The 19,659-nt window shown below is 55.5% G+C and carries 18 protein-coding genes and 3 rRNA genes; 15 read left to right on the top strand and 6 right to left on the bottom strand.

The genetic code is table 11. The features are described from left to right. The first annotated feature begins 124 nt into the window (after positions 1–124). The 6 genes from ACLI1L_RS12100 to rrf all read left to right on the top strand — a co-directional run bounded on the left by ACLI1L_RS12100 (position 125) and on the right by rrf (position 8,160). The gene (locus ACLI1L_RS12100; protein ID WP_005325961.1) at positions 125–499 is read left to right on the top strand and encodes a GntR family transcriptional regulator; all 375 of its coding nucleotides are present in this window, start codon (positions 125–127) and stop codon (positions 497–499) included. Then, positions 496–1,299 (top strand): AAA family ATPase, encoded by an 804-nt coding sequence (locus tag ACLI1L_RS12095; protein ID WP_411707681.1) that lies wholly within the window; start codon positions 496–498, stop codon positions 1,297–1,299. Before ACLI1L_RS12100 ends, ACLI1L_RS12095 begins: the two co-directional genes overlap by 4 nt. Then, complete coding sequence (locus ACLI1L_RS12090) at positions 1,296–2,267, top strand: beta-carotene 15,15'-monooxygenase (protein WP_411707680.1); 972 nt, start codon at positions 1,296–1,298, stop codon at positions 2,265–2,267. The genes ACLI1L_RS12095 and ACLI1L_RS12090 overlap by 4 nt, the downstream gene beginning before the upstream one ends. A gap of 594 nt (positions 2,268–2,861) precedes the next feature. Then, positions 2,862–4,379: ribosomal RNA gene (locus tag ACLI1L_RS12085) — 16S ribosomal RNA — on the top strand. A 464-nt stretch (positions 4,380–4,843) separates the two neighbouring features. Next, positions 4,844–7,912: ribosomal RNA gene (locus ACLI1L_RS12080) — 23S ribosomal RNA — on the top strand. Between the two features lie 130 nt (positions 7,913–8,042). Next, positions 8,043–8,160: ribosomal RNA gene (gene rrf / locus ACLI1L_RS12075) — 5S ribosomal RNA — on the top strand. Together the 16S, 23S and 5S rRNA genes form the textbook arrangement of a ribosomal RNA operon. Before the next feature lie 323 nt (positions 8,161–8,483). Here the strand turns inward: rrf and ACLI1L_RS12070 are convergent. Further along, complete coding sequence (locus tag ACLI1L_RS12070; protein WP_411707679.1) at positions 8,484–9,494, bottom strand: pseudouridine synthase; 1,011 nt, start codon at positions 9,492–9,494, stop codon at positions 8,484–8,486. Here ACLI1L_RS12070 and ACLI1L_RS12065 point away from each other — a divergent pair. From ACLI1L_RS12065 to ACLI1L_RS12050, 4 genes are all read left to right on the top strand, one after another. Then, positions 9,475–9,618, top strand: a complete 144-nt coding sequence (locus tag ACLI1L_RS12065; RefSeq protein WP_023020120.1) for a hypothetical protein — start codon at positions 9,475–9,477, stop codon at positions 9,616–9,618. The two genes, ACLI1L_RS12070 and ACLI1L_RS12065, sit on opposite strands and share 20 nt — an antisense overlap. A 41-nt stretch (positions 9,619–9,659) precedes the next feature. Continuing rightward, on the top strand, positions 9,660–10,559 hold the full coding sequence (locus ACLI1L_RS12060) for a universal stress protein (RefSeq protein ID WP_086588580.1): 900 nt from the start codon (positions 9,660–9,662) through the stop codon (positions 10,557–10,559). Positions 10,560–10,682: 123 nt separating this feature from the next. Beyond that, on the top strand, positions 10,683–10,931 hold the full coding sequence (locus ACLI1L_RS12055; RefSeq protein WP_005327014.1) for a GlsB/YeaQ/YmgE family stress response membrane protein: 249 nt from the start codon (positions 10,683–10,685) through the stop codon (positions 10,929–10,931). A 78-nt stretch (positions 10,932–11,009) separates the two neighbouring features. Further along, a complete protein-coding gene (locus ACLI1L_RS12050; RefSeq protein WP_086588579.1) occupies positions 11,010–11,618 on the top strand; it encodes a TetR/AcrR family transcriptional regulator in 609 nt (202 codons plus the stop codon). Here ACLI1L_RS12050 and yidC read toward each other — a convergent pair. Next, positions 11,575–12,519, bottom strand: a complete 945-nt coding sequence (yidC, locus tag ACLI1L_RS12045; protein WP_086588578.1) for a membrane protein insertase YidC — start codon at positions 12,517–12,519, stop codon at positions 11,575–11,577. The two genes, ACLI1L_RS12050 and yidC, sit on opposite strands and share 44 nt — an antisense overlap. Before the next feature lie 32 nt (positions 12,520–12,551). Here yidC and ACLI1L_RS12040 point away from each other — a divergent pair, with 32 nt between their 5' ends. Together ACLI1L_RS12040 and ACLI1L_RS12035 are read left to right on the top strand one after the other, a co-directional pair. Next, entirely contained in the window at positions 12,552–13,214 is a 663-nt protein-coding gene (locus tag ACLI1L_RS12040; RefSeq protein WP_086588577.1) for a class E sortase, read from the top strand. Continuing rightward, complete coding sequence (locus tag ACLI1L_RS12035) at positions 13,214–13,366, top strand: hypothetical protein (RefSeq protein WP_086588576.1); 153 nt, start codon at positions 13,214–13,216, stop codon at positions 13,364–13,366. The genes ACLI1L_RS12040 and ACLI1L_RS12035 overlap by 1 nt, the downstream gene beginning before the upstream one ends. On the opposite strand, the gene ACLI1L_RS12030 is transcribed toward ACLI1L_RS12035, so the two are convergent. After that, entirely contained in the window at positions 13,363–13,899 is a 537-nt protein-coding gene (locus ACLI1L_RS12030) for a DUF2020 domain-containing protein (protein WP_086588575.1), read from the bottom strand. The two genes, ACLI1L_RS12035 and ACLI1L_RS12030, sit on opposite strands and share 4 nt — an antisense overlap. Between ACLI1L_RS12030 and ACLI1L_RS12025 the strand changes: the two genes are divergently transcribed. Both ACLI1L_RS12025 and ACLI1L_RS12020 read left to right on the top strand, forming a co-directional pair. Next, positions 13,898–15,061 (top strand): sensor histidine kinase, encoded by a 1,164-nt coding sequence (locus ACLI1L_RS12025; protein ID WP_034655582.1) that lies wholly within the window; start codon positions 13,898–13,900, stop codon positions 15,059–15,061. The genes ACLI1L_RS12030 and ACLI1L_RS12025 overlap by 2 nt on opposite strands. Positions 15,062–15,098: 37 nt before the next feature. Beyond that, the gene (locus ACLI1L_RS12020) at positions 15,099–15,737 is read left to right on the top strand and encodes a LuxR C-terminal-related transcriptional regulator (protein WP_023020112.1); all 639 of its coding nucleotides are present in this window, start codon (positions 15,099–15,101) and stop codon (positions 15,735–15,737) included. Here ACLI1L_RS12020 and ACLI1L_RS12015 read toward each other — a convergent pair. Beyond that, positions 15,734–16,045 carry a histone-like nucleoid-structuring protein Lsr2 gene (locus ACLI1L_RS12015; RefSeq protein ID WP_086588574.1) on the bottom strand — a complete coding sequence of 104 codons (312 nt, stop codon included), beginning with the start codon at positions 16,043–16,045 and terminating at the stop codon, positions 15,734–15,736. The genes ACLI1L_RS12020 and ACLI1L_RS12015 overlap by 4 nt on opposite strands. A gap of 187 nt (positions 16,046–16,232) precedes the next feature. Next, positions 16,233–16,865 carry a DUF6474 family protein gene (locus ACLI1L_RS12010; RefSeq protein ID WP_049359857.1) on the bottom strand — a complete coding sequence of 211 codons (633 nt, stop codon included), beginning with the start codon at positions 16,863–16,865 and terminating at the stop codon, positions 16,233–16,235. Positions 16,866–16,934: 69 nt separating this feature from the next. On the opposite strand from ACLI1L_RS12010, the gene ACLI1L_RS12005 reads away from it, so the two are divergent. After that, positions 16,935–18,368: a TM0106 family RecB-like putative nuclease gene (locus tag ACLI1L_RS12005; RefSeq protein ID WP_208612469.1), complete on the top strand. Its 1,434-nt coding sequence runs from the start codon at positions 16,935–16,937 to the stop codon at positions 18,366–18,368. Here ACLI1L_RS12005 and ACLI1L_RS12000 read toward each other — a convergent pair. Further along, positions 18,355–19,653, bottom strand: a complete 1,299-nt coding sequence (locus tag ACLI1L_RS12000; protein ID WP_411707678.1) for a copper oxidase — start codon at positions 19,651–19,653, stop codon at positions 18,355–18,357. The genes ACLI1L_RS12005 and ACLI1L_RS12000 overlap by 14 nt on opposite strands. Positions 19,654–19,659 lie beyond the last annotated feature (6 nt).

Raw genomic sequence — 19,659 nt, 5'->3', positions numbered from 1 at the left:
ATAATCTTGGACAAAATCCCAGCGCAGTAGGGGCAAAAAAGTTTTCTCTTCGGAAGTATTGCAGAGGTGGGTTGTTGCCGATATGGTTGGTTACACAAGTAACTAACCAACGAACCGAGGGTTAATGGATAATTCCACCCAACCACTCTTCCGCCAGATTGCTTCCTTGGTGGAAGACGCCATTGTGGACGGAACCTTGGGCGAGGGGGATAGGGCCCCTTCCACTAATGAGCTTGCTGATTTTCACAACATCAACCCGGCCACGGCCCGCAAAGGTATCAGCCTCCTGGTGGATATCGGGGTGCTGGATAAGCGCCGTGGCATCGGCATGTTTGTGGCGGAAGGGGCTCTGGCGACTATCCGCGAGCGGCGGAGAGCGGACTTTGCGGCGGAATACATGGCACCTCTGGTCGATGAAGCCGTTCGCCTTGGCTACAACCGCGCCCAGCTCCATGACCTATTTGATCGCGTCGCAGAAAGTCGAGGAATGTACTCATGATTACAACACGAGATTTCACTTTTGCCGATGGCCTAACGCACGGCTTAGTTGGCCCCAATGGCATTGGCAAAACCACGCTCCTGCGCAAGATTGCCGGCCAAATCCAATCAGGCGGTATAACGGTCTTTGGAGAGAAGCCCTTTGACAAGCAATCGGTTCTCAATCGGGTCATTTTGATGGGGATTGATAACCCACTGCCGGATTCCTGGGGCATCGGAAAGCTGGGCGTCATTGGTAAGGCGCGCTGGCCGCGTTGGGATGAGGAGCGGTTCAATGAGCTGCTGGTTCGCTTCGACGTACCGGCCAAGGCCTATTCTTCCCTGTCCCGCGGGCAAAAGTCTGCGGTGGGCTTCATCTTCGCCGTTGCTTCTGGCTGCGAAGTCATGCTTCTCGACGAACCCTATCTCGGCCTTGACACACAGCGCCGCGAGCTCTTTTATCAGGTGCTGCGTGAGGAACACGGCCGCACCATGGTCATTTCCACCCATCACCTCAATGAGGTGGCGGGCCTCCTCGATACCGTCTCGCTGATGGGCGATAACCCCATTTCCGGTCCCATCGATGACTTCATCGAGGGAATTCTGGAGCTCACCGGACCATCCGAGTCCCTCACCGCAGCGGTCGAAGAGCTTGGCCTTCCTGCACTGAGTAGGCAAACCACACCCTTAGGGGAACGCGTGCTTATCGACGCCCGCTCCGCTTCGACCGATCCCATTTTTCGCATTGCCCAGGCCTACGGCCTGCGTGTCAATGAGGTCTCTTTGGAGCGTGCGGTACTGGCATTGGAGGAGAGGGCATGAAACTCCTGTGGTACCTAGGCGATTGGTGGCTCTGGGCCTTTTTCCTGTTCGCATTATTGGTCATGCCAGTCATGGCAGAGGGAACATGGAGCGTGCTCCCCGTTATCGCTTCCCTGGGGCTCGTGCTCTCCCTGCAGCCTGACTTTCAGAAATATCAACTAGTGGGCCTGGGTTCGAAAATCTGGAACGAACATCGTCGCATTCTCGTCGCACTATTCACACTAGCGGCAGCCGTAGGTGCGATTACCGTGCAGCTGTGGTGGGCATTGCCTGTCTATGCAGTCGCGGCGCTATGGGCCATGTATCGCAGCGCCACGCCGAAACGCTCCGGGTACACCACTGTTGGCGTGCAACCTTCGAGCGGATTTGGTTGGCTCCCCCACAACTTGGCCGGGCAAACGATCTATCGACCGCAGGCCAAAGCATGGTGTGGAGCGTGCTTAGCGCAGATAATTGGCTTAGTTCTCTACCAGTATGAGGACGCGGCTTCAGTGCTCGAATTCCTCGGCATCTTCATCTGGGTACTGACTTTTGTGCTGCTCGGGGCGGTCTTGGACAGCTTAAGAAAATCCCTCCGCGAATACACGGTTATGGGAGGAAGTCGTAGAGATTGGGCCCTACACACTGCAGTGCTCGGCCTGATACCTGTCCTCGCAGCCATCAGTATCAGCGCCGCACTGACGAATGACAGTGAACTCGTTACGGCCATCGCATTGCTTAGTGCCACCTGCGCCCCGGTTTTGGTCACTCTGGAATTTCTGGGAAAGAAGAACTGGCACCTATTCATCCTCTATGCGGTCCTCATAGCCGGAATAGTCGTCATTTACGTCCAAACCCCCATCTCCGTAAATGCCACGTTCTTCTTGGCGGTGGCCTTCTATGCAGCATGGGCGTTAACCCTCTCCAGCTACATTCGCCGAGCAAATGTCCACGGTGGCGGAATGAGTGGCTGGATGGGCGTATCCTAAAGCCCTTAAAATAGTAATTGGCCTGGGGATTTGTGTTTATTTGAGGCGCTGTGTAACTTAATACGAGTCAGCGCGACCGACAGCGCCCCACAGGAACAAGAAAGTTCCTGGCTGAAGCGGCGATAGGAAAACAGGCCCTGACAAAATAAATTTTTTGCTCACGACGATATAAATGCGAAAGCGTGTGGATGTTGTGTGGTGATGATGTTTGAGAACTCAATAGTGTGCCAATGTACTTTTTATTTTTTGTGTGCATGGTTGTGTGTTGATTGGTTTGTCTGCCAATAAGCCTTTTGGTTGGTTTGTTGGTTGGTGTGTGCCGGTTGGGTATGTGGAACACGTACCTTTTTGAATGCTGTTTGGTGTTTCGGCTGCATTGAGATGGATTGGTTGGCATGTGATTGTGTTTACCTTTTTTGGTTTCCTCTTTTTGACCCCGTCGGGTTGAGGGGACTGTAATTTTTTCTTTGTAGTAATTTTTTGGACGCCAGCATGAGCTTTATGAAGTGTTTTTGCTTTGTGGTTTGTGGTGGTTTGTTCTTTTGTTGGGTTTCGGGCTTTTCACGGCCTGTTTCGGATTTGTTCTGAAATTTTTTTGTGGAGAGTTTGATCCTGGCTCAGGACGAACGCTGGCGGCGTGCTTAACACATGCAAGTCGAACGGAAAGGCCCTGCTTGCAGGGTACTCGAGTGGCGAACGGGTGAGTAACACGTGGGTGATCTGCCCTGCACTTCGGGATAAGCCTGGGAAACTGGGTCTAATACCGGATAGGAGCCATTTTTAGTGTGATGGTTGGAAAGTTTTTTCGGTGTAGGATGAGCTCGCGGCCTATCAGCTTGTTGGTGGGGTAATGGCCTACCAAGGCGGCGACGGGTAGCCGGCCTGAGAGGGTGGACGGCCACATTGGGACTGAGATACGGCCCAGACTCCTACGGGAGGCAGCAGTGGGGAATATTGCACAATGGGCGCAAGCCTGATGCAGCGACGCCGCGTGGGGGATGACGGCCTTCGGGTTGTAAACTCCTTTCGCTAGGGACGAAGCTTTTTGTGACGGTACCTAGATAAGAAGCACCGGCTAACTACGTGCCAGCAGCCGCGGTAATACGTAGGGTGCGAGCGTTGTCCGGAATTACTGGGCGTAAAGGGCTCGTAGGTGGTTTGTCGCGTCGTCTGTGAAATTCCGGGGCTTAACTCCGGGCGTGCAGGCGATACGGGCATAACTTGAGTACTGTAGGGGTAACTGGAATTCCTGGTGTAGCGGTGAAATGCGCAGATATCAGGAGGAACACCGATGGCGAAGGCAGGTTACTGGGCAGTTACTGACGCTGAGGAGCGAAAGCATGGGTAGCGAACAGGATTAGATACCCTGGTAGTCCATGCCGTAAACGGTGGGCGCTAGGTGTGAGGGTCTTTTCACGACTTTCGTGCCGTAGCTAACGCATTAAGCGCCCCGCCTGGGGAGTACGGCCGCAAGGCTAAAACTCAAAGGAATTGACGGGGGCCCGCACAAGCGGCGGAGCATGTGGATTAATTCGATGCAACGCGAAGAACCTTACCTGGGCTTGACATACACTGGATCGGGCTAGAGATAGTCTTTCCCTTTGTGGCTGGTGTACAGGTGGTGCATGGTTGTCGTCAGCTCGTGTCGTGAGATGTTGGGTTAAGTCCCGCAACGAGCGCAACCCTTGTCTTATGTTGCCAGCATTTGGTTGGGGACTCATGAGAGACTGCCGGGGTCAACTCGGAGGAAGGTGGGGATGACGTCAAATCATCATGCCCCTTATGTCCAGGGCTTCACACATGCTACAATGGTCGGTACAACGCGCAGCGACACTGTGAGGTGGAGCGAATCGCTGAAAGCCGGCCTTAGTTCGGATTGGGGTCTGCAACTCGACCCCATGAAGTCGGAGTCGCTAGTAATCGCAGATCAGCAACGCTGCGGTGAATACGTTCCCGGGCCTTGTACACACCGCCCGTCACGTCATGAAAGTTGGTAACACCCGAAGCCGGTGGCCCAAACTTGTTAGGGAGCCGTCGAAGGTGGGATCGGCGATTGGGACGAAGTCGTAACAAGGTACCCGTACCGGAAGGTGCGGGTGGATCACCTCCTTTCTAAGGAGCTTTATTTATTGGGCACAGTTGTGCCGTGCTGCCACGGTTGTGGTGGGTGTTGGTTGAGTGTGCGAGTGTCATGCTGCCAACGTTGTTTGTTTGAAAATTTCCGGGTGGAAGATACACCTTTAAGACAAAGACCGAGTGTTTGAATGGCGCTTTGTGACACGCAGTGTTGTGCACATGGGAAGTAAGTGTTTGTATGTTGGTGCATTGTTGGGTGTCTGGGGCATTATCCCCTTTTTTGGTGCCTGACCATTTTGCTGGTGTGCATGGTTTGTGTGTGCTGGTTTGTGGTTGGGGTGTTGTGTGAGAACTGTATAGTGGACGCGAGCATTAAACACATGTGGCAGGCTGCGCTTTTGTGTGGTGTGTTGTGTGTGTTTGTGTGATTTCTTTTTTGTGTTTATTTTGTCAAGTTCACTTGTGTGGCCACTCGCGCTTGTTTGTGTGTGGTGGTTTGTGTGTTCGTTATTAAGGGCGCATGGTGGATGCCTTGGCATGCTGAGCCGATGAAGGACGTGAAAGGCTGCGTTAAGCCTCGGGGAGTTGTCAATTAAGCGTTGATCCGAGGATGTCCGAATGGGGAAACCTGGCCCTGGTTATGTGGGGTTACCCTTCAGTGAATTCATAGCTGTTGTGGGGGTTTACGCGGGGAAGTGAAACATCTCAGTACCCGTAGGAGAAGAAAATAATAATGATTCTGCTAGTAGTGGCGAACGAACGTGGATGAGGCTAAACCGTGTGCATGTGATACCTGGTAGGGGTTGTGTGTGCGGTGTTGTGGGCCCTGATGTGCGGTGACTACCATTGCCGCGTCTGCGCATTGTTGTTAGGTGAAGTGGTTTGGAATGGCCTGCCGGAGTAGGTGAGAGTCCTGTAGCTGAAGATGATGATGTGTGGGTTGTTGGGTTGCCCGAGTAGCAGCGGGCTCGTGGAATCTGCTGTGAATCTGCCGGGACCACCCGGTAAGCCTAAATACTCAGTGTGACCGATAGTGTATGAGTACCGTGAGGGAATGGTGAAAAGTACCCCGGGAGGGGAGTGAAATAGTTCCTGAAACCATGTGCTTACAATCCGTCAGAGCACCTTTGTGTGTGTGATGGCGTGCCTTTTGAAGAATGAGCCTGCGAGTCAGCGGCATGTCGCGAGGTTAACCCGTGTGGGGTAGCCGTAGGGAAACCGAATCCTAATGGGGTGTTTAGTGGCATGTCCTGGACCCGAAGCGGGGTGATCTACCCATGGCCAGTGTGAAGCAGCTGTAAGAGGTTGTGGAGGCGCGAACCCACGTAGGTTGAAAACTGCGGGGATGAGCTGTGGGTAGGGGTGAAAGGCCAATCAAACTCCGTGATAGCTGGTTCTCCCCGAAATGCATTTAGGTGCAGCGTCGTATTATAGCTTGGTGGAGGTAGAGCTACTGGTTGGTTGAGCGGGACTACAATCTTAGCAATGTCAGCCAAACTCCGAATGCCATTAATTGTGTTGTACGGCAGTGAGACTGTGGGGGATAAGCTTCATAGTCGAGAGGGAAACAGCCCAGATCGCCGGTTAAGGCCCCTAAGGGTGTACTAAGTGGAAAAGGATGTGGGATCGCGAAGACAGCCAGGAGGTTGGCTTAGAAGCAGCCATCCTTGAAAGAGTGCGTAATAGCTCACTGGTCGAGTGGTTCTGCGCCGACAATGTAGTGGGGCTCAAGTACACCGCCGAAGCCGCGGCAACAATTTTTTGTTGGGTAGGGGAGCGTCGTGCATGGGTTGAAGCGTTACCGTAAGGAGGCGTGGACTGTGTGCGAGTGAGAATGCAGGCATGAGTAACGAATTGATAGGTGAGAATCCTATCCGCCGGATGACTAAGGGTTCCTGGGTCAAGTTCGTCTTCCCAGGGTGAGTCGGGACCTAAGGCGAGGCCGACAGGCGTAGTCGATGGATAACCAGTTGATATTCTGGTACCCGTACATGCGCGCCCATGATAAAGCACTGATACTAACCACCGCGGATGCATTGCTGGTCTTCTTTGAAGTCTGGTGGTGTTGATGTCGTGGGGCCTGATGTGTGGTTCAAGTGATGGGGTGACGCAGTGAGGTAGCCACGCCACTTATTGGATTGGTGGTGTAAGCGTGCAGACCGTGTGGTAGGTAAATCCGCTGCACATTATGGTTGAGGCGTGATGCGTAGACCCGATGGGGTTGATGGTGGTGATCCTGTACTGTCGAGAAAAGCCTCTAGCGATGTGTGTGTATGGCCCGTACCCTAAACCGACACAGGTGGTCAGGTTGAAAATACTAAGGCGTTCGGGTGAACTGTGGTTAAGGAATTCGGCAAAATGCCCCCGTAACTTCGGGAGAAGGGGGGCCCTACGATGTGAAGGTCCGTGCGGCTGGAAGCGTTGTGGGGTCGCAGAGAATAGAGGGAAGCGACTGTTTATCAAAAACACAGGTCCATGCGAAGACGTTAAGTTGATGTATATGGACTGACGCCTGCCCGGTGCTGGAAGGTTAAGAGGACCGGTTAGTAGTCTTTGACTGCGAAGCTGAGAATTTAAGCCCCAGTAAACGGCGGTGGTAACTATAACCATCCTAAGGTAGCGAAATTCCTTGTCGGGTAAGTTCCGACCTGCACGAATGGCGTAACGACTTCTCTGCTGTCTCAACCACAGGCCCGGTGAAATTGCACTACGAGTAAAGATGCTCGTTACGCGCGGCAGGACGAAAAGACCCCGGGACCTTCACTATAGCTTGGTATTGGTGTTTGGTTCGGTTTGTGTAGGATAGGTGGGAGACTTAGAAGCTATCACGCTAGTGGTGGTGGAGTCGTTGTTGAAATACCACTCTGATCGGATTGAGCATCTAACCTTGGCCCATGATCTGGGTTGGGGACAGTGCCTGGTGGGTAGTTTAACTGGGGCGGTTGCCTCCCAAAATGTAACGGAGGCGCCCAAAGGTTCCCTCAGCCTGGTTGGCAATCAGGTGGTGAGTGTAAGTGCACAAGGGAGCTTGACTGTGAGACAGACATGTCGAGCAGGGACGAAAGTCGGGACTAGTGATCCGGCACCTACTTGTGGATGTGGTGTCGCTCAACGGATAAAAGGTACCCCGGGGATAACAGGCTGATCTTCCCCAAGAGTCCATATCGACGGGATGGTTTGGCACCTCGATGTCGGCTCGTCGCATCCTGGGGCTGGAGTAGGTCCCAAGGGTTGGGCTGTTCGCCCATTAAAGCGGCACGCGAGCTGGGTTCAGAACGTCGTGAGACAGTTCGGTCTCTATCCGCCGCGCGCGTTGAAACTTGAAGAAAGCTGTCCCTAGTACGAGAGGACCGGGACGGACGTACCTCTAGTGTGCCAGTTATCCCGCCAGGGGTATCGCTGGTTGGCTACGTACGGAAGGGATAACCGCTGAAAGCATCTAAGCGGGAAGCCTGTTTTAAGATGAGGTTTCGTTAAGGTCCCCTAAAGACGATAGGGTAGATAGGCCAGACCTGGACGCACTGTAAGGTGTGAAGGCTACTGGTACTAATTGACCACAACAAACACCAACACACACTATGTGTGCTGGCAAAAAACAACAACAACAAAAATAATCAGTCACTGTCGTGACCGCGTCCACTATGCAGTATCTGACACAACACCCACACACCCATGAAGAGGGTATTGTTCTGAAAGTTTGTCGGTGGTCAATAGCTGCAGGGAAACGCCCGGTCCCATTCCGAACCCGGAAGCTAAGCCTGCACACGCTGATGGTACTGCAACCGGGAGGTTGTGGGAGAGTAAGTCACCGCCGACACCAAACAACACAAACACAACAAAATACAACAAAGAAGAGGACGGCACACCACCGCCCTCTTCTTTGCGTTTCCCACCCAGCCGGGGGAAGGCCTCATCTGCAAAGCCAGGAGTACGGCTGAAGGCTATGGAGGGGAGAGTCTGGGCGGACTCACATCTTGTCTCCGGCCCCCAACGTGGCAAGGGTGCCTCGAGCTGTCTATGCAGTCGCGGGCTATTGAACTATTTTTACTACCACCGCACTGCCTATCCTGGAGCTGCCAACGGTTTCAACATAGGCCACCGAGAAGCCGGTAGCACGAGGCTCGTCGTACCGGGCTTGTGCTACTGAAAATCGATGAGACGGTGTGTGTATAGGGGCAGGGCGGACTCAAACTCGCGCGGCTTTTCACTGAGGGGATCGGTGAATTCGATGCGCGTGGCTGTTAGGTGCATGGGGATACGCATGTCCTCTGCGTCTTCGGGAAAAATCTCTGGGTAGACCGGGTCGCCCAGGATGGGTACGCCTGCTTGCCACATATGGAGACGCAATTGATGGGTCTTGCCCGTTGTTGGTTTTAGCGTGTACTTACCCAATCGCGGCAGTTCGCCGTGTATTTTTTCATAAGGGGCATTGTCTATGCGCTCGACTGAAGCGAGGGTAGTGAACGCATTAGGGGGACCGTCGCCAATTTGGCCCTGGATTTCGCCGGGGGTCTTGGTGAGGTGCGAGGCCCATTGGAGGGGCGTCGGAAAGCGATGGTATTTGGCGATCGCCTGATAGGTTTTTGAGACTTTCTTTTCAGCAAAGAGGGTTTGGTAGGCACCGCGCACCTCGCGGTGTTTGGTAAATAGCAAGATTCCGGATGTAAGTCTGTCTAGACGGTGTGCTGGTGCAAGTTCGTTATTTCCGGTCATTCGCCGTAGCTGGACTGTAGCGGTCTGTACGATATGTCGGGCCCGTGGCATGGTGGCCATGAACGGTGGCTTATCGGCGATGAGAATGTGTTCATCTTCGTAGAGAATGGGGATGTCATAAGGCACCGGTACCTCGGGGGCCGGCATGCGGTAGAAAAAGACGTCCTCATCTAGGCGCAAGACGGATTCCGGTCGGAGCTGTGTTTGGTTGCGCAAGACCACCTCGCCGGAGTCAAAGCGCGCTTGGAGCGCGGCGGCGTCATCGTGAGGATGCCGGTGGCGTTGTGCCGAGATTACTGCGCTAAGAAAATCCCAGGCGGTTATGTTTGCCTCAGGGGTGCGCACGCGGGTTGGGTTTAGGCCGTCTTTAATCGGTAAAGGCGTGAAACCTTTTCTGCGATGTATTAAGGTTTTGTCCATGGATTTTAACTCTCTCATTGAACCGGTTGTTGCCTTTTTCTCTGAAGGTATCGGCGCCGTAATTCGCACCGTCTTGGAATTTGTTTACACGGTTATGTTCCCGTCGAATTCTGAGGCCGCAACCATCAACCCTCAAGCCTAATCCGTACTACAATTAAGGTATAACCACGGAAAGGACACATCATGGCCAAGGAAGACATTGTAGTCGTTGCCGTTGACGGTTCGGAAGCATCCAAGAATGCAGTCCGCTGGGCCGCAAATACGGCTATGAAGCGCGAGATTCCTCTTCGAATTGCATCGAGCTACACCATGCCGCAGTTCTTGTACGCAGAGGGCATGGTTCCGCCGAAGGAGCTTTTCGATGACTTGCAGGCCGAGACGCTTGAAAAGATCGAAGAGGCTCGCACTATCGCTCATGAGGTTGCTCCAGAGCTGAAGATTGGTCACACGGTGGCTGAGGGCTCCCCGATCGATATGCTGCTGGAAATGTCGCATGATGTCACTATGATCGTCATGGGTTCCCGCGGCATGGGCGGCTTGTCTGGCATGGTGATGGGCTCTGTCTCCGCTTCGGTTGTCTCCCACGCTTCTTGCCCAGTGGTTGTCGTTCGCGAAGATAATCACGTTACGGACTCCACCAAGTACGGTCCTGTCGTGGTCGGTGTGGATGGCTCTGAGGTCTCGCAGAAGGCCACTGCTTATGCATTCCGTGAGGCGCAGGCTCGTGGCGCCGCTTTGATTGCGGTTCACACCTGGATGGATATGCAGGTACAGGCCTCCTTGGCTGGTCTTTCGGCCGCCCAGTCTGAGTGGGCTGATATCGAGAAGGAGCAGAGCGAGCTGCTGGCTGAAAACCTCAAGGAGCCGCGCGAGGAGTACCCAGACGTAGAGGTCAAGCAGCTTATCACCCGGGATCGTCCAGTGAGCGCTTTGACCGAAGCCGCAGAAGGTGCGCAGCTTCTGGTTGTGGGCTCCCATGGCCGCGGCGGCTTTAAGGGTATGCTCTTGGGCTCGACCTCTCGCGCACTGCTGCAGTCTGCACCATGCCCGATGATGGTTGTTCGTCCGGATGAGGACAACTAAAACTACTGTGTATTGTGTATAAGGGTTCCGCCCACGTGGGCGGAACCCTTTTGTTGTTGCGTACCCCCTAGGGCCGGTCCGCTCGTGTACGTTGGGGTGTACCCGCTATTTTAGGAGGATTGCATGAATTTGGGTTTGGGGCTTATTAGCTCGATTGTTATTGGTATCATTGCCGGCTGGCTGGCAGAAAAGATTATGAAGCGCGATCACGGCTTGTTGACCAACCTTATTGTTGGTGTGCTGGGCGGCATTATCGGCGGAATGATTATCCACTTCCTGAACATTGAGGAAGGCGGATGGATCTTCTCCTTGATCGCCGCTACTGGTGGTGCTTGTATCCTGTTGTGGATCGTGGGGCTCATTAAGAAGTAGCCCGCATTTAATTCGCGTACAAACCGGTTTGTCTATAAAGTATAGATGAACCGGCTTTGTCGTTTTAGAGAGGAAACCATGGCAGAAAAGAAGTCGCGCCGTAATCGGCCCAGCCCGCGTAGTCGGCTGCTGGAATCGGCGACCAAGCTTTTTACTACCGAGGGCATTCGTGTCATCGGAATTGACCGCATCCTGCGTGAGGCGGATGTAGCTAAGGCTTCTTTGTACTCCTTATTTGGTTCCAAGGATGCACTCGTTATCGCCTATGTGGAAGCTTTGGACGAGAAGTTCCGCCAGGATTGGGAGCAGCGCACTGCGGAGATGACGGATCCGGATCAAAAAATCCTGGCCTTCTTTGATAAAGCGATTGAGGAAGAACCCAAGCAGGATTTCCGCGGATCCCACTTTTTGAACGCTGCCGGAGAGTATCCTCGTCCGGAAACTGAGGCGGAACATGGCATCGTGGCCGCCTGCGTCGAACACCGCAACTGGGTGCATTCCACCTTGACGGCACTGTTGACTGAGCGCAATGGGTACCCATCGTCCTCGCAGGCGAGCCAGCTGTTGATCTTCTTGGATGGCGGGCGTGCCGGTGCTCGGTTGACCAAGGAGATTGGGCCGCTGCAGACGGCCCGCGATCTGGCTACTCAGATGCTTTCTGCTCCCCCTGCTGACTATTCGATTTAAGATACTTTCGCGCCTCTATACGTAGCTGGTTGACCCGCTTTTTCTCTTCTTTGGAGAGGGTGGGTTCTTTTTCGCGCTTGCGCCAGCGGCGGATGCTTTCGCGGCGCATAGCGTTGACGTCCTCGGTAAGCGGGTAGTCGCGGTGCAAAATGATCTCAAAAATAGTGGTTTGGATCAGCATGAAAAGATACGCGCAGCCCCAGTAGAGGATGATTGCTACCGGGATGGGGCCGGACTGGGCCAAATGCCACAGGAAGAAGGGGGTGATAAACAGCAAAAGGGCGATAAGGATGAAGATGCGGCGGTTAACCTTCTTATCAAACTGGGTGGTGCGGAAGCTTCGCACGAGGGAAATCACCGAGTTTGCCATGGTAAAGGCGATGGCAGCAATGAGGATGGGGTTGATGAGATCGCCGTGTTCGCGGGCGAAATCCGTTAAAGGCGCGCCATAGAAGGTAGTTTGGCGGAAGGCCGAGACGTCGGAGGCATTGAGCATGCCCACGGTGGTGGAGCCGCGCTCAATATTCGACATGCGCAGGAGCACTTGATAGAGGCCGATGAACGCCGGAATCATGATAAGCGGAGGAATACAACCCGCCGCAGGGTTGTAGTCATAGCTCTTCATGAGGTCCTTTTCCTTTTGCATGAGCTCCGCCATTTCCTCGGTGGTGGTGGCGTTGTTCATCCGCTTTTTAATGCGGTTATTCTCGGGGCGGATGAGTGCACCGATGCGGGCGGAACGTACGGAAGTCCAGTTCAGAGGAACAGTGACGCCACGCACGGTGATAACCAGCAAAATGATAGAAATTAGCCAGGCCGTAGATTCACCGACGAAGCTGCTGATGAGCCAGTGCCAGAATTTCATAATTCCAGAAACTGGATACATGAAGACTTCGTACATGCTCAACCTTTCATGGGCAGTATGGTTAAGGCATGACTAAAGTTCTAGGGGAACTCATGCTAACCATTGGCGTGGTTCTTTTACTCTTTGCATTCTATGAAGCCTATTGGACAAATGTAGAATCCGGGCAGTTGCAAGAAGAGGCGAGTGCCGATCTTGAAGAGCAATGGAGGAACCCACGCCAGAAGATGGAGCCGGAATTGGGCGAGGCATTCGCCCAGCTCTACATTCCCACCTTTGGTTCTGACTATCACTTCGCCATCATTGAGGGCACCAATGAAGATGATCTGCTCCGCGGTCCTGGTCGCTACGTGGATTCCCAGATGCCGGGGGAGATGGGAAACTTTGCCGTCGCCGGCCACCGCGTGGGCAAGGGGGCTCCCTTTAATGATCTAGGCAAGCTGGAGACCTGCGATGACATCGTGGTGGAGACGCAAACGGAGCGAATCACCTATCGCGTACTGCCCATTGATGGAGAGCAGGCGGATTGCTTTAGCGGAATACCGCCGGAGTATTCCCACGTGGTTGGCCGGCATATTACAACGCCTGGCGATGTCTCAGTGACCAACCCAGTACCAGAGTCTGACGCCGCGCCGAATCGCGAGATCCTTACCCTGACCACGTGCCACCCGCAGTTTTCCAATGCGGAGCGCATGATTGTGCACGCTATGGAAGTAGAAAAAGAGGAGAAATAATGTATCGCGCTTTATGGAATTTTTTGCCAGGGCCGACACCGGTAAAGGCCATCTTGGCCATCGCCATTGCGGTGGGAGTTTTCTTCCTGCTGATGGAGGTTGTATTCCCGTGGCTGTCGCCAATGATGCCGTATAACGATGTCGCGGTCTAAAGGCCCAAGTTCGCAATCGCCTCGTGGGCGATCTGCTCTGATTTAACCGTTTGCTGCTGGTTGCTCCATACCAGCACCGCGTGCGTGTCCTTCTGCACGGCGTATACGGCGTGTTCATTGACCACGCCCCGGCCGCCTTCCCAACCGTCAAAGGAGGCGGGTTCGGTGGCGTCGATAGGCGCGGCCCAATCCACTGCGGCGCGAGCGTCTTCGACCGTGGGCATATCCCGCACGATGACGGTGGCTTGCGGGTCGTCCTGATAAGACCAGAATACGCAGGCTGGGGTGGGAAAGCGCGTGTCGATGCCCTGTTTGGTCAGGCGCTGGCCGTTGGTTTCTTCTAGCCAGCCGGGGCCGATATAGGGGCAATCGCTCCAGTCATTGACCTCCGCGGTCTGAGAGACGTTAACCTCGGGTGCTTGGGATGATTCTGGGGTTACCGGGGTGTTTGGCGCAGGGGCGGGCGTGGATGAATCGCAGCCGGCGATCCCAAAAGCGGCTAGGGTGAAAAGGGGAAGTAGGCTTTTGCGCATGAACTCCACAATAGACCGGGATACCGATGCACTCCGCACCGGCATCCATATCCTCACCGCTGGCCTGCTGGTGGTCGGCATTTTCACCTCGGCGCGGATGCCGCTTTCCCAAGCGATTATTAACCTGCTGCTCTTGGTGGGTTTTGCGGCGGTATATTTCGCGGGCTCGGTGTACGGGGAGAACTGGGCTAGGCCGGTGCGCTACTTATGGCTATGCATCCTATCGGTGCTGTGGATAGCGGACCTTTCTGTGGCTCCAGCGGCAATCTATTTGGTCTTCGCGATGTTCTTCCTGTACCTCACGGTGCTGGATATGGCTGCGGGCATAGTCTGCGTTATTGGAGCCTCAATCATCACCGTGGCGGTGCAGATACCGCAGGGGCTAACTTTTGGCGGGGTAATGGGGCCGGCGGTCTCGGCGCTGGTGACGATAGCGATTACCTACGCCTTCCGTACGCTGTCACGGATGAATAAGGAGCTGATAGAAACTCGGTCGCAGCTAGCTGCCACGGAGCGCGATGCTGGCATGGTGGCCGAGCGTCAGCGCATTGCGCACGAGATTCATGACACCCTTGCCCAAGGGCTGTCTTCTATTCAAATGCTTTTGCATTCGGCGGACCGCGATTTGGATAAGCAGGACGTGGACAAGGCGCGAGAGCGAATTGAACTGGCCCGAAGGACGGCCGCGGATAATCTGCACGAGGCACGGGCGATGATTGCGGCCTTGCAGCCGCCAACGCTCAATGAGGCTTCCCTTGAGGCGGCGTTGACCCGCATGGCGGAGAACTTTGGTGCTACTGGAGACATCCACGTAGAGGTGGAATCCGAAGGTGAAGTACAACAGTTGCCCATGAAGGTGGAGGCGGCGTTATTGCGGATTGCGCAGGGGGCTGTGGGGAACGTCGTCAAGCATGCAGGGGCGAGCCGCGCCCGGATTACGGTGACCTATGAGGGTGATGAGGTGCGCCTGGACGTGGTGGATAATGGCAAGGGCTTTGATCCGGCCGCGGTGGAGAGTACCCCTGCAGGTCTGGGACATATTGGGCTGGCCGCAATCAGGCGCCGCGCGCAGGAGCTAGGCGGGGAGGTCATTATTGAATCTGCGCCGGGGGAGGGCACTGCTGTGTCAGCTAGTATGCCCTTAAACAGCCGAGTAGATTAAACTTTTGGTTGACAATGACATCGATAGGAGGAATGTCGTGATTCGGGTCCTATTAGCAGATGACCACGAAATCGTCCGGCTAGGCTTGCGCTCCGTGCTGGAGGGCGCAGAAGATATCGACGTCGTAGGGGAGGTCGCTACGGCCGAAGCTGCGGTGTCGGCTGCGCAGGCGGGCGGCATCGATGTCATCCTGATGGACCTGCGCTTTGGCGCCGGCGTGGAAGGGACCCGCGTTATGGGTGGTGCGGAGGCTACCGCGCAGATTCGGTCCGCCATGGCCACCCCGCCCAAGGTTCTGGTGGTCACTAACTATGACACCGATGCGGATATTCTCGGCGCGATTGAGGCCGGCGCCGTGGGCTATCTCCTCAAGGATGCACCACCGCAGGAGTTGCTCGCGGCGGTACGCTCGACTGCGGAGGGTGATTCGGCGCTTTCTCCTATCGTGGCCGATAGGCTAATGACTCGCGTACGCACGCCGCGTACTTCCCTTACACCGCGCGAGTTAGAAGTATTGCAACTGGTGGCAGCCGGTGCTTCAAACCGCCAGATTGGACAAGATCTTATGTTGTCTGAGGCCACCGTGAAGTCCCACCTTGTGCACATTTATGACAAGCTAGGTGTGCGTTCGCGCACCTCCGCCGTGGCGGCTGCGCGCGAGCAGGGCGTGCTCTAGTTGGCAGCGTTATAGGCCTCGATGACGTCCTGCGGGATCTTGCCCCGGTGCGCCACTGGCAGCCCTTGGGTGCGTGCCCATGCGCGGATCTGACTCGGATTGGCGCGCTGTGCATTGATGTCCGGGGCAACGCGGGCGGCGTCCACGTAGGGGGCGAGAAGATTATGGAAGCGACGCGCGTTATCCGTGGAGAGATCGATAAGGTAGTTTTGACCGTTCACGCTGAAGCGAATGACTTCTAGCTGGTCTTCGGGAATTAGGGTGTGGTCCAAGTCGTCGTAAAATTGGGTCACTTCACGGCGGGACATTTTGCCTCCAATTTTCTAAATGCACACCAAGCAAAGAGAGCATTAATGGTGTTTAAGGGATAGGGCGATTAGAAGATTATCAGCATCTTTTTCTGGCTGAAAAGACTTTCCCCGAAAAATTCCGGAACTTTATGGAAAATAAATATATGCCACCACCGCCCCCTATTCGGTGGTGGCATAAATGATTTTACTGGGCCAGACGCTGCTGGATTTCCGCAGTAATGGAGTCAATCTCCGAGCTAATGGTCTTGTGCGCGCGGCGGCGCTGCTGCTCAGTCATAAACTCAGCATTGTCGATGGCGGAGTCTACTTCCTGGAGGCGGTCGCGCACATCGCGCTTGAATCCGGCCGGGATATCCGTGTTATCGAGGGAATTGCGGATACCTGCGGTGCGGGCCTTAAGTGGTGCACCGTAGCCAGAGAAGGAAGCCATCTGGTCCGAAGTTACGCCGGCTTTGGCGGCCTTTCGCTTTTCACCTTCGGTTTTCAAGCCTACGTAGCCGCGGTAGAGAAGTGGCAGCAGCAGGGGAGCGGCGGTGCGCAGTGCGCCGGCGTAGCGCTTGACGTTATCGGAATTAAAACGGCCGGCCTTGAGCTTGGCCAGTTCATTCTTGGCCATCTTCTGCTCGTGCTTGCGGCGCTTCTTTAGGCCCTTTTCCTCAGACTTGATGAGGTGCTTTTCCTGCTTAGCCAGGAGCTTTTGCTGGCGACGGCGGTCTTTAGACTGGGCCTTTACCTCTGCTTTAGCGCGGGTCTTGGCAGCCTTTGCCTGTGCGCGTGCTTCTTGGCGGGCCTTTTTAATTTTCTTCAAAATGCTCATTTAATTTCCCTCACGTTTGATCGAGTCTGGATTCAACTTTACCTTGCCGTTCCATTAAGCTCACCCGGTGTGGAGGATGTGGTTGTTGCTTCGGACCTTGTGGGATGCCGTTACCGCTTAGTGCAGCGGCGTGCGCACCCCGAGATGCCGCGTACCCATGCCTCAATCGCCCGGGCGGAGCGCCACGCCGCCGCCGTGGAGGCGGTCATGCAGATGGTTCCCCGCAGGGGTTCCGGCCGGTTCCGCCGCATCGACTTAGAAGGCGATGAGTGGGAGCGCTCCATGCGTACCCTTGAAGCTTTGGCTTCTGGATATACGCACATCACTAACGCGGTTTTTGCTACCGAGGAGTGGATGGTGCACGTGGATGTGCTGCTGCGTGAGGGCGATAAGTACACCCCGATCATCGTTTCCAATCATCGTGTGGCCCGCAAGAATGACACGAAGACGACGCTGGCGGTGCCCACCCACAGGTTGGGGCTGAGCGAGCCGCTCGAAGCCCCGTATAAGCTGCGCCACCATGCGGTGGATGGCTACCGCTTAGCTTTTGCCGCTCGTGCTTTGCAGGATCTAGGGCTTGATTCGGGCCGGGGCGGAGCCATTGGACAGGATCGCACGCGAGCATTTTTTACTGACACGGCCAGGTTTGATCTGGAACGCGCGTGGAATCAGCCGCTGCCTACTGCGCCGGTACGGGTTAAAGAGTGCGCTAGCTGCCGCTTCTGGTCTTTGTGTGAACCAGAGTTGGTGGCGGCGGATGATATTTCGCTCTTTTTATCCGGCGACCGCGCTAAGCCTTACCGCGAGCGAGGTATTACTTCTGTGCAGGCGCTTATCGACGCCGACCTGGGCGAACCCTCCCGCCTTGCAGCCGCCTGGCGCGCCGGGGAAGTATTGTTGCGCCGCGGTGACGTGAACGTTCCGCGGGCGGACGTGGAAGTAGACGTGGATATGGAAGCCTACCTGGACCAGGGCGCGTATCTATGGGGAGCGTGGTGCGACGGCGAGTATGTCCCTTTCGTGACCTGGGAGCCGTTGGGAGGGCGCGCCGAGGCGGAAAATTTTGCGGCCTTCTGGCGCTGGCTGATGGATCTGCGGGCGCAGGCGCATGCGCAGGGTAAAACCTTTGCTGCTTATTGCTACTCTGCCCATGGCGAGAATCACTGGATGCGTATGTCCGCGCGGCGTTTCCACGAGGTGGATGAGCGGGAGGTAGAAGAGTTCATCTCCTCGCCCGAATGGGTGGATATGTTCGCCCACGTTAAAAGATCCTTCGCCGGCCCCTTTGGCCTGGGCCTGAAGGTTGTTGCGCCTGAGGCTGGGTTTACGTGGCCAGAAGAGGATTTCGACGGCGAAGAATCCGTGAATGCGCGGCGCGAGGCGCTAGCCGGGGACCTCGTGGCGCGGCAGCGTTTGCTGGACTATAACTCCGGCGATGTACAGGCCACCCGCGCGGTACGCGAGTGGATGGATGCCGGAGCACCGGGGGTTAGAGCGCTGTAAATAGGGCGTACATGACCGCGAGGATCGCTATGCCCATATATACCTGGTTCCATTCAGGTCCCGGCTTGGGATCTGGGCCCTCCGCCTTTTTCATTAAGACCTGTTTCTGGGCTTTGACCGCTCGGGCGATGAGCACGGGGTAGACCGCCAAAGACAGGATGCACAAGAGGGAGGCGACCACCTTAAGCAGGGAAATATCGGTGCCGATCCAAATAAGCAGCCCACCGTTGACGAAGGTGGTGCGCAGGAGGCCGAGTTTGTCCAGCTGCTGTAAGCCCGCTCGGACGGCAGCGGGGCCGCCACCCATGGTGCTGGGCAAGAGGTAGCTCATCACGCCGATGAGTAGTTGACCGGCAAACCCCACCAGCAAGGCGAGGGTGGGCAGCGCCGGCTCGGGCATAAAGAAATGCTGCACCGTGTAGTACACCAAAGACAGCACCAGCCATAACGAGGCCATGAGCACGGAGACTGAGGCGAAAGTAATGCGATCGCGCGGGTCCTTAGCCACTGTGAGCACGTTATCGAGCCACTGCTGCAGACTCAGTACCCAACCGCAGCAATACATGATTAGGCCCAACTGGGGGAATCCGAGGAAGGCCCCAATGATGGTGGCGGCCACGCCGACGGCGAGCAGGGCAAAGGAGGAACGCATGTGGCGATTGATACCTTGGGTGCGCCAGATGGAGGGGAAAAGGATGGTGAGAGAACCGGCTGCGGCCAAGCCGATGAATCCGCCGATATTGGCGGCGATATGGGCGAGCAGCAGCGTGGGATGGCCGGGATAGACGGCCAGCAGCCCGCCAAAGATGGCACCCACCGGCAGGCACAGAGCGGAAAGAACATAAGCGCCCACTACGGGGCGGAAGCGCTTATCTTTGGCACCGCGCCATTGCTGGAAGAGCGATGCCGCATGCCAGAGCATCATCAGCGCAATGAGTGTGGCGCCCACCTGGGTGACAATCCAGTGCTGGGACCAGAACTCCATGAGGATTTGGCCGATTAGCGCGAGGATGATTCCGGCATTTAGGCCATAGATGCGGGCCAATTGGGTAGGCCGAGTGGATTCGGGGAGGCGCTGTTGGGTGAATTTCTCCGTCAGGTGTTGGGACCACACGATGATGCTATTGCTCACCAGTCCGAGGGTGAATAGGTGGATGAGTACCCACCGGTAGTTCGGGACCAAGGTATGCGTTGCACCCACGAGGATGAAGACCATCATCCACAGAGATACGGGCCTAGAAGCCCTTCGGTGCCACGTCCGCGCCGACCACTTATTCTCAGGCATAAAACC

The sequence above is a fragment of the Corynebacterium sp. LaCa117 genome (genome assembly GCF_046717765.1).
GTDB lineage: Bacteria > Actinomycetota > Actinomycetes > Mycobacteriales > Mycobacteriaceae > Corynebacterium > Corynebacterium kefirresidentii.
The sequence above is the reverse complement of the archived record's forward strand: the minus strand, read 5'-3'. Positions and strand labels throughout refer to the sequence as shown.